We start from the raw sequence: 7,757 nt of genomic DNA, 5'->3' as shown, positions 1-7,757 counted from the left end.
CACGGCGGAGGTCAGCGGCACCGCCGGTCTCGAGGAGGTCGCGGGCGACCGGGTCGTCGTGGTCTCGGTGGAGCGCGCGCAGGTCCCCGCCGACGGCTATCTGGAGGCCTGGCTCACCGACTCCGGGGTCACCCGGCTGCAGGCCCTCGGGGCGCTCCGTCGGGACGGCGCGGGCTGGACCGGACGGTTCGTGCTGCCCGACGGGCTGCCGCTCGACCAGCTCGACTCCGTCGACGTGTCCGTGGAGCACTACGACGGCGACCCCTCCCACTCCGGCGACAGCCTGCTCCGGGGGCGGCTCTCCTGACGGGGCCGTGCCCGGTTCGGCCGAGCCGCGAGGTACCTCCCGCTCACCGTCCGGTGCCGTCGAGGGCCGCGACCGCCGCTCGGGTCGTGGCGGCGACGACCTCGGCACCACGCTCGTCGTCGCGGTCCGTGGGCACCGTGAAGACGGTGAGGACGAGGGGCGCGCCCTGTGGCGGCGCGAGGAGGCCGACGTCGTTCTTCTCGCCCGCCGGGCCGCTGCCCGTCTTGTCCCCGACCTGCCAGCCCGTCGGGACGCCCGCCCGGATCTGGGCGTCGCCGGTGGTGTTCGCCCGCAGCCAGCTCGTGAGGCGGTCTCGCTGCGCCCGCGGCAGGCCGTCACCGACGGTGAGAGCCCGGAGAGTCGCGGACATCGCGGCCGGGGTGGTCGTGTCCTGCTCTCCGGCCGGCTCGTTCAGCGCAGGCTCGGTGCGGTCGGCGCGGGTGACCGTGTCCCCCAGACCGCGCAGGTAGGCCGTCAGTGCGGCGGGACCGCCCGTCTCGCGCAGGAGCAGGTTGTGGGCGGTGTTGTCGGAGACGGTCACGGCGGCGGTGCAGAGCTCGGCGACGCTCATCCCGGTGCCGACGCGCGGCGCGGTGACCGGCGCGTACTCCACCAGGTCCGCGGCGGTGTAGGTCACCCGCCGGTCGAGCAGCCCCGGATCGGTGGTCGACAGGTGCAGGACGAAGGCGGCCATCAGGGCCTTGACCGTGGAGCACATCAGGAACCGTTCGTCGGCGCGGTGGCTCGCACTCGCCCCGGACCCGGTGTCGAGGACGTGAGCGCCGATGCGCCTGGCGTAGCGCGTCTCGAGGGCACCCAGGTCCGGGAGGGCGAGCGGTTCGGGGACGGCCGGGGCGGCCGGAGCCGGTGCGGGCACGGTGCAGCCCGTGAGCACGGCACCGGCCGACACCCCTCCGGCGACCAGCAGGGAGCGGCGGGAGATCGTCACCTCCGCACACCATCAGGCCCACGGGGATCTCTCAACTCAGGACGTCCCGTCCGCCCGGTCGGCGGCCATCAGCGCACCGACCCGTCGTATGACGTCGAGCTGGGCCGGGTTGTAGACGTCCTGCATGGCCTTGCCCGCCGTGTCGCGGGCGAAGCGGGCGCCGCCGGGCGCGTCGGCGTGCAGGTCCCTCAGCCCGGGGTTGCTGTCGAGCAGGGTCCGGAGGAAGGGGACCATCCGCTCGGCCACACCCTGGCGGGTGGCCTCGTCGGCGTCGGCGGCCAGGGCGTCGAAGTCCCCGTCCACGGGATCGACCGGGGTGTTCTGCAGCAGGTCCGCATAGGTCTGCAGGCCCTGTGGACCGAGGACCCGGGTCATCACCACGACGAGCGAGCGGTCGGCGGCGGACAGCGTCGCGTCCGCGGCCGGGGCGAACTCGGTCGGCAGGTCGGTCGGGGCGGCCTGGCGCAGGATGAGCCCGAGCTCGACCCGGACCCGCTGGAGGCGTTCGATGGTGGCGGCGAGCTCGGCGTCGAGGGTGCGCAAGGCTTCCTCCGGGTGGTCGTCGGTGTCGCCCATCGCGGCGATCTGGGACAGGGAGAACCCGAGGTCGGTCAGGCGCTTGATGCGCAGGACGCGGACCAGGTGGGCCACGCCGTACTGCTTGTAGCCGTTGGCGCGGCGCTCGGGCTCCTCCAGCAGCCCGACCTCGTGGTAGTGCCGTACCGCCCGCAGGCTGGTCCCGGCGAGCTCGGCGATCTCGCGGGTACTCCAGGACACGCTCGGCCCCCTCCCTGTCCGTGGCGCGGTCGCGCCACTCGACGACAGTCGACACCGTGCCCCTACGGCATAGTCAAGGGCCGCCACCCGGGACACCGCTCGCGCCGTTGCGGCGCAACCGGATCCTCGACATCGAGACACTGTGCACCGCCCACTGACGGATCACCGGGCCGCCCGGCCGAGGGTCAGCCCGCGAGCACGCGCCAGGAGTGCGGGGGCAGGTCGAGGGGGTCGTCCGCGGGGACGGCGGACTCGACGACCTCGCCGGTGAGCTCGTCCGGGAACCGCTGCGGGTCGTCGTCGACCGAGAGCAGCAGGACGAGCCCGGCGCCGCCCTCGCGCGGGACCGAGCGCAGCGCCAGGGTGGTGTCGGCGACGTGCTCGACGGTCGTGCGGGCGTGCACGAGCCACGGGTGCCGCCTGCGGAGCCCGATCAGCCGCTTGTGCACCTCGAGCGTGGGGGCGCCGAAGGGGGCGAGCTCGGCGGGGGTGTCCGGGAAGGGCGGCCGGACGGCGTCGTCGCCGTGCTCGCGGTCCTCCTTCACCCCGGTGAACCCCTGCTCGTCGCCGGCGTAGACCGACGGGACGCCGCCCACCGTCATCAGGACGGCGACGGCGTGGCCGAGGTGGGCCGGGTTCGTGAGCCTGCTCGCGATGCGGGTGACGTCGTGGTTGCCCACGAACGTGAGCGGCGTGAACGAGGCGAGCAGCTCGTCGTGGCGGCCGAGGTTCCAGGCCAGCTCGTGCAGGTTGGCGTCGTTGAGTGCGCTCCAGGTGGACTTCCACAGTTCGTACTGGGTGACCGAGTCCAACGTGGACTCGGCGACGATCTCCGCGTAGTCGCCGTGGATCACCTCGCCGACGAACCACGCCGCGGGATGGCGCTCGCGCACCGCGGGGAGCACGGCGGCCCAGAAGGAGGGCGGCACCTCGTAGGCGGCGTCGAGGCGCCAGCCGTCGGCGCCGCGGTCCAGCCAGTGGGCCATCACGCCCGCGACGTACTCGCGCACCTCGGGCGCCTCGTGGTCGAGCGAGACCAGCATGTCGTGGCCCTCGAACACCTCGGGACGCCCGTCCTGCCAGCGGAACCAGCGGCCCGCGGGGGAGTCCGGACCCTCGGCCTCGGCCTCCCGGAACCGGGCGAAGTCCCGCCCGACGTGGTTGAACACGCCGTCGAGCAGGATCCGCACCCCGCGGCTGCGGCAGGCACCGACGAGCCGGTCGAACGCGGCGTCGTCACCGAGGCGGGGGTCGATCCGCAGGTGGTCGACGGTGTCGTAGCCGTGGCTGCCGGAGGCGAACACCGGTCCGAGCGCCAGCCCGTTGGCGCCGAGGTCCACGAGGTAGTCCAGCCAGGGCTCGAGCCGGTCCAGCCGGGGGACCGGCGCGGCGTCCGGTGGCAGGGCCAGGGGCTCCGCGCCCACGAAGCCGAGCGGGTAGACGTGCCACCACACCGCGTGGTCGATCCAACGGTCCATGGCCCCATCCTCACGGACGCGGAGCCGGAGGGCAGCGCAGCGGGGAGGACCGCGCGCGGGGGCCGGCGCAGGGGTGTCCAGGGCGGAGGGTGCTCAGCCGGGGAGGTGGGTGAGGAGGAGGGCGGCGAGGTCGTCGGAGCGGTGGGGGTGGGTGGTCTTGACGTCGTCGATCAGCTCGGCGAGGGCGGCGGTGGGGGACTCGGCGAGCAGGCCGCGGGCCAGGACGGTCCGGAAGCGGTCGAGCAGGCCCTCGGGCCAGAGCTGCTCGCCCGTGTGGTCCCGGCCCTCGACGAGGCCGTCGGTGTACGCGAGCAGCGCCCACCCGGGCGCGACGGCGAGATCGGTGGCGGCCCAGGTGGCCTCGGCGAGGATGCCGAGCGGGACGCCGCGGCGGCTGTCGTCGACCGCGACGACCGTGCCGCCGTCGACGACCAGGGGGGCGGGGTGGCCCGCGAGGTAGACGCTGAGCACGTCGCGGGACGGGGCGATGCTCGCCACGCAGGCGGTGGCGAACACCTCGGGTGCGGGGCGCTCGCTGGCGAGGATCTGCTGGAGCACGGGCAGGACGTGGGCGGGCGGGATGCCGGCGAGGGTGAGCGACCGCCACGCGATCCGCAGACAGACCCCGAGGGCGGCCTCGTCGGGCCCGTGCCCGCAGACGTCCCCGACGATCAGGTGCACGCTGCCGTCGCCGGTGCGCACGGCGTCGTAGAAGTCGCCGCCGAGCAGGAGCCGCTCGTGGCCGGGCTCGTACCGGCTGAACAGGGCGAGCCCGGGGTCCTCGCTCAGCAGCCCGCTGGGCAGCAGGCCGCGTTCGAGGCGCTGGTTCTCGCGCTCGTGCAGCCGGGCCTCGTGGAGCTGGCGGGTGATGTGCTCGGCGCGCTGGCGCTCGACGGCGTACTGGATCGTGCGGCCCAGCAGCCGCCCGTCGATCTGCCCCTTGATCAGGTAGTCCTGTGCGCCGGACCCGACGGCGTGCCGCCCCCTGCTCGCGTCGACGTCGCCCGTGAGCACGACGATCGCGGCGTCCCCGCGGCGGTCGAGCTCGTGCAGGCCGTCGAGCCCGACGGCGTCGGGGAGGGCGAGGTCGAGCAGCACGCAGTCGATGCCGGGCAGCCGGACGACCGCCTCGGCGACCGTGCGGGCCCGGTGCAGGCGGACGGGCTCGTCGAAGTCCAGCAGGTACTCCTCGACCAGCAGGGCGTCGGCGTCGTCGTCCTCGACCAGGAGCACGTGCAGGGGGCGCGGCTCGGCGGAGACCGCCAGGAGCGGGTCGGACGACGTGCGCACGTCGTCCGATCGGGCGGACTCGGGCAAGGGCACCTCCTGTGGGAGCCGCAGACTATCGGCGCGGTCGGGGGAGCGGACGCGTGCGCGGGCGTGACACGGGGTACCCGCCGTCTCGGACCGGAAGGGTGATGGCCGCGATGCCGACCTCGCACCCCGCGCGCCCGGACGACGGGTACCTGACCATCACGACGACCGTCGCCGCGGGCACGGCCACCGTCCGGCTCCACGGCACCCTCAGCGCGGGCAACCGACCGGGTCTGGTGGACCACCTCAGCGCGAGCCTGCCCGTCTTCGACCGGGTCGTGGTCGATCTCGACGGTCTGCGGGTCGAGCGGCTCGACCTGCTGGCCGCCTTCGGGGAGGCGGTGGACCGGGCGGGTGGGTGGCCGCACGCGAGGCTCGGGCTCGTGACGGGCGACGCGGCACTCACGGAGGCCCTGCGGGTCTCCGGGGTGGCAGACCAGGTCGCCGTCGCGCAGGCCCACGAGCCGGCCAGGCAGGGCTGCGACCGGCGTCCCGGCGTCGTGCACGCCTGCTGGACCTTCGCACACGACGCCACGAGCCCGGGCGCGGCCCGGCGGGTCGTCCGCGCCAAGCTCGTCGAGTGGCAGGCCACCGACCAGGTCGACGCCGACGATCTGGCCCTGGTCGTGGGGGAGCTCGCCACGAACGCGGTGGACCACGCGGACAGTCCCTACACGGTGACCGCGCGGCTCGACCACGACCTCCTCCACCTCGTCGTCGCCGACCAGGCCACCGCGACCCCCGCACTCCAGCCCGTCGACCCCGCGGCCGCGCGCGGTCGCGGCCTGCAGATGGTCGCGGCGGCCGCGACCGACTGGGGCTGGCAGCGGACCGCCTCGGGCAAGCAGCTGTGGGCCGACTTCCGGCTCACGGGCGAACCGGGCTGAGGCCGTGTTCACCGGACCGTCCGATGAGTTCTCACCCGGCGACCGGTCGTAGCGGCATGACCGCACGGATCCAGGAGATCGCCGAGGCGTTCTCGCGCCACGACTTCGCCCTCGCCTACCCCCACCTGGCCCCGGACGTCCGCTGGGTCGCCCACGGCGCCGGGACGACGACCGGGCGGGACGAGGTGACCGCGGTGTGCGAACGCACCCTGACCGACCTCGCCCGGACCACGACGACCTTCCCCTCGTGGCGCACGGTCGTGGGGGAGGACGCCGTCGTGGTGGACGTGGTCGCCCGCTACGAGCAGCCCGACGGCGTGTTCGTCGTGGCCTCCTGCGACCTCTACGACTTCACCGACGGCATGATCACGGCCATCACGTCGTACGTGGTCGAGCTCCCCTCGACCTGATCACGGCGCACGGGCGACCCGGCTCGGAGCGCAGCGAGGCCCGATACCCCCTGGTAGACGGGGTGCGGGGCTCGTGTGCGGCCGTCTCGCACCCCGCACCGGCGGGGTTCCGTCCGAACCGTCCTGGGTGGATGCTGGCCCCATGTCGCTGACCTTGGACCTCTCCTTCTGGGACACGGTCCTGCTCGTGGTGTTCGTGATCGCGGTGAACATCGGCGCCGGACGGGTGCTCGGCGTGCGGCGGGGGTTCCTGCGCGCGGCGGGGGCGGGGGTGCTCGGGACGCTCGTCGGGCTCGGGGTGGCCGCCACGCTGCTGCGGAACGACCCGGACCCCAGCCAGACGGAGGTCCTGCTCCTCGCGTTCGGGTTCGCCCTGCTGGCCACGATGATCCTCAGCGTCGCGCTGGAGGCGGTGCTGCGGCCCCGCCACCGCCGCCGCGGGTCGCTGCGCACCCGGGTGCGGACCTTCCTCACCGTCGGCGGGCGGCTGGCCGAGGTCCTGCGCATCGCGCGGCGGCACGGGCTCGCCGGGCCGCGGCTGGCCTCCCGCGCGGCACTGTCCAGTCCGGAGGGGGCGTTGCGGATCCGCCGGTTCCTCGAGGACTGCGGCGGGATGTTCGTGAAGTTCGGTCAGATCGCCTCCACCCGCTCCGACCTGCTGCCCCCGCCGGTGATCGAGGCGCTCGGGGACCTGCAGGCGAACGTGCGGGCCGTGCCGACCGCGCAGATCCGCGAGCGCATCGGCGAGGAGCTGGGAGCGCCCGCGGCCGAGGTGTTCGCCGAGTTCGACGACGAGCCCCTCGCCGCCGCGTCCATCGGCCAGACCCATCTGGCCGTCCTGCAGGGTGGGGAACCGGTCGTCGTCAAGATCCGGCGACCGGGGATCGAGGTGTCGGTCGCGCGGGACTCCGCCGTGCTGCGCTGGGCGACCCGCGCCGCGGCCCGGCGGTCCGCGGCGGTCCGCTCGCTCGGTCTGGTCCCGCTGGTCGACGAGCTGGTCCGCTCGATCGACGGCGAGCTGAGCTACCTCACGGAGGCGTCCTGCCCGAGGACCCGGTCTTCGCCGAGGAGCACCTCGACGCGATCATCGTGCACCGCGACTCCCGGCTGCTGGAGGTGCTCCGCGCCCAGGTGCTGCGCCCGCTGGAGGCCTCGGCCCCCGCCTCCCGGGAACGGCTGTGCGAGACGCTCGCCTCCTGGTTGCGGCACCTGGGTGACCGGCAGGCCGTCGCCGCGGAGCTGCACATCCACCCACAGACCGTGCGTTACCGCCTGGCGAGGCTGCACGAGCTGTTCGGGCCCCAGCTCGACGACCCGGACGTCCGTTCGCGGCTCCTCCTGGCGCTCGCCTGGGGCGCCCCCCGACCGCCGGACACCGACCAGGGACGGTGAGCGGCCGTGTACGTCCGGTGACCGGGCTCTCGCCGGGAGTGATCGACGGCACGGTCGGATCGGTCTCACCCGCGTTGCCGGTCGCCCCGCACAGGCGCACCGTGGAGGAACCGACGTCGAGAGGACCGTGACGTGCGCTCCCAGTGGCCGGGTGAACCGGACCAGCCCCACCACACGCCCGCGCCCGGGGCCCCGCCCCTCGACCCCTTCCCGCGCCGGTGGACGGACCGGGTCGAGCGGGTC

8 protein-coding genes and 1 pseudogene are annotated in these 7,757 nt (G+C 74.6%); 5 read left to right on the top strand and 4 right to left on the bottom strand.

Annotation, left to right across the window (positions count from 1 at the left end):
• Window positions 1-307: anti-sigma factor domain-containing protein (locus H5J29_RS14100; protein ID WP_181781407.1), on the top strand; the 307-nt coding region annotated here is incomplete at its 5' end.
• Window positions 308-350: 43 nt separating this feature from the next.
• Here H5J29_RS14100 and bla read toward each other — a convergent pair.
• The 4 genes from bla to H5J29_RS14080 all read right to left on the bottom strand — a co-directional run bounded on the left by bla (window position 351) and on the right by H5J29_RS14080 (window position 4,828).
• Window positions 351-1,256: a class A beta-lactamase gene (gene bla / locus H5J29_RS14095; protein ID WP_181781406.1), complete on the bottom strand. Its 906-nt coding sequence runs from the start codon at window positions 1,254-1,256 to the stop codon at window positions 351-353.
• A 36-nt stretch (window positions 1,257-1,292) separates the two neighbouring features.
• Entirely contained in the window at window positions 1,293-2,033 is a 741-nt protein-coding gene (locus H5J29_RS14090) for a helix-turn-helix domain-containing protein (protein ID WP_181781405.1), read from the bottom strand.
• A 185-nt stretch (window positions 2,034-2,218) separates the two neighbouring features.
• Window positions 2,219-3,511 (bottom strand): alpha-amylase family glycosyl hydrolase, encoded by a 1,293-nt coding sequence (locus H5J29_RS14085; protein WP_181781404.1) that lies wholly within the window; start codon window positions 3,509-3,511, stop codon window positions 2,219-2,221.
• 93 nt (window positions 3,512-3,604) lie between these two features.
• Window positions 3,605-4,828, bottom strand: a complete 1,224-nt coding sequence (locus H5J29_RS14080; protein WP_220187412.1) for a PP2C family protein-serine/threonine phosphatase — start codon at window positions 4,826-4,828, stop codon at window positions 3,605-3,607.
• 110 nt (window positions 4,829-4,938) lie between these two features.
• Here H5J29_RS14080 and H5J29_RS14075 point away from each other — a divergent pair, with 110 nt between their 5' ends.
• The 4 genes and pseudogenes from H5J29_RS14075 to H5J29_RS36205 all read left to right on the top strand — a co-directional run bounded on the left by H5J29_RS14075 (window position 4,939) and on the right by H5J29_RS36205 (window position 7,514).
• Window positions 4,939-5,712 carry an ATP-binding protein gene (locus H5J29_RS14075; protein WP_181781403.1) on the top strand — a complete coding sequence of 258 codons (774 nt, stop codon included), beginning with the start codon at window positions 4,939-4,941 and terminating at the stop codon, window positions 5,710-5,712.
• 56 nt (window positions 5,713-5,768) lie between these two features.
• On the top strand, window positions 5,769-6,122 hold the full coding sequence (locus H5J29_RS14070) for a nuclear transport factor 2 family protein (protein ID WP_181781402.1): 354 nt from the start codon (window positions 5,769-5,771) through the stop codon (window positions 6,120-6,122).
• Window positions 6,123-6,264: 142 nt separating this feature from the next.
• Window positions 6,265-7,104: pseudogene (locus H5J29_RS36210) on the top strand (AarF/UbiB family protein); the annotation flags it as partial.
• A gap of 107 nt (window positions 7,105-7,211) precedes the next feature.
• On the top strand, window positions 7,212-7,514 hold the full coding sequence (locus H5J29_RS36205; RefSeq protein ID WP_312858215.1) for a helix-turn-helix domain-containing protein: 303 nt from the start codon (window positions 7,212-7,214) through the stop codon (window positions 7,512-7,514).
• Window positions 7,515-7,757 lie beyond the last annotated feature (243 nt).

The organism is Pseudonocardia pini, from assembly GCF_013870575.1.
GTDB lineage: Bacteria > Actinomycetota > Actinomycetes > Mycobacteriales > Pseudonocardiaceae > Pseudonocardia > Pseudonocardia pini.
Note: the sequence above shows the minus strand (reverse complement) of the source record. Positions and strands in the feature narration are given on the sequence as shown.

Bases quoted from the DNA above. Each gene is read 5' to 3' on its own strand.
- H5J29_RS14085 (WP_181781404.1), bottom strand. From the start codon at position 3,511: ATGGACCGTTGGATCGACCACGCGGTGTGGTGGCACGTCTACCCGCTC.
- H5J29_RS14075 (WP_181781403.1), top strand. From the start codon at position 4,939: ATGCCGACCTCGCACCCCGCGCGCCCGGACGACGGGTACCTGACCATC.
- H5J29_RS14070 (WP_181781402.1), top strand. From the start codon at position 5,769: ATGACCGCACGGATCCAGGAGATCGCCGAGGCGTTCTCGCGCCACGAC.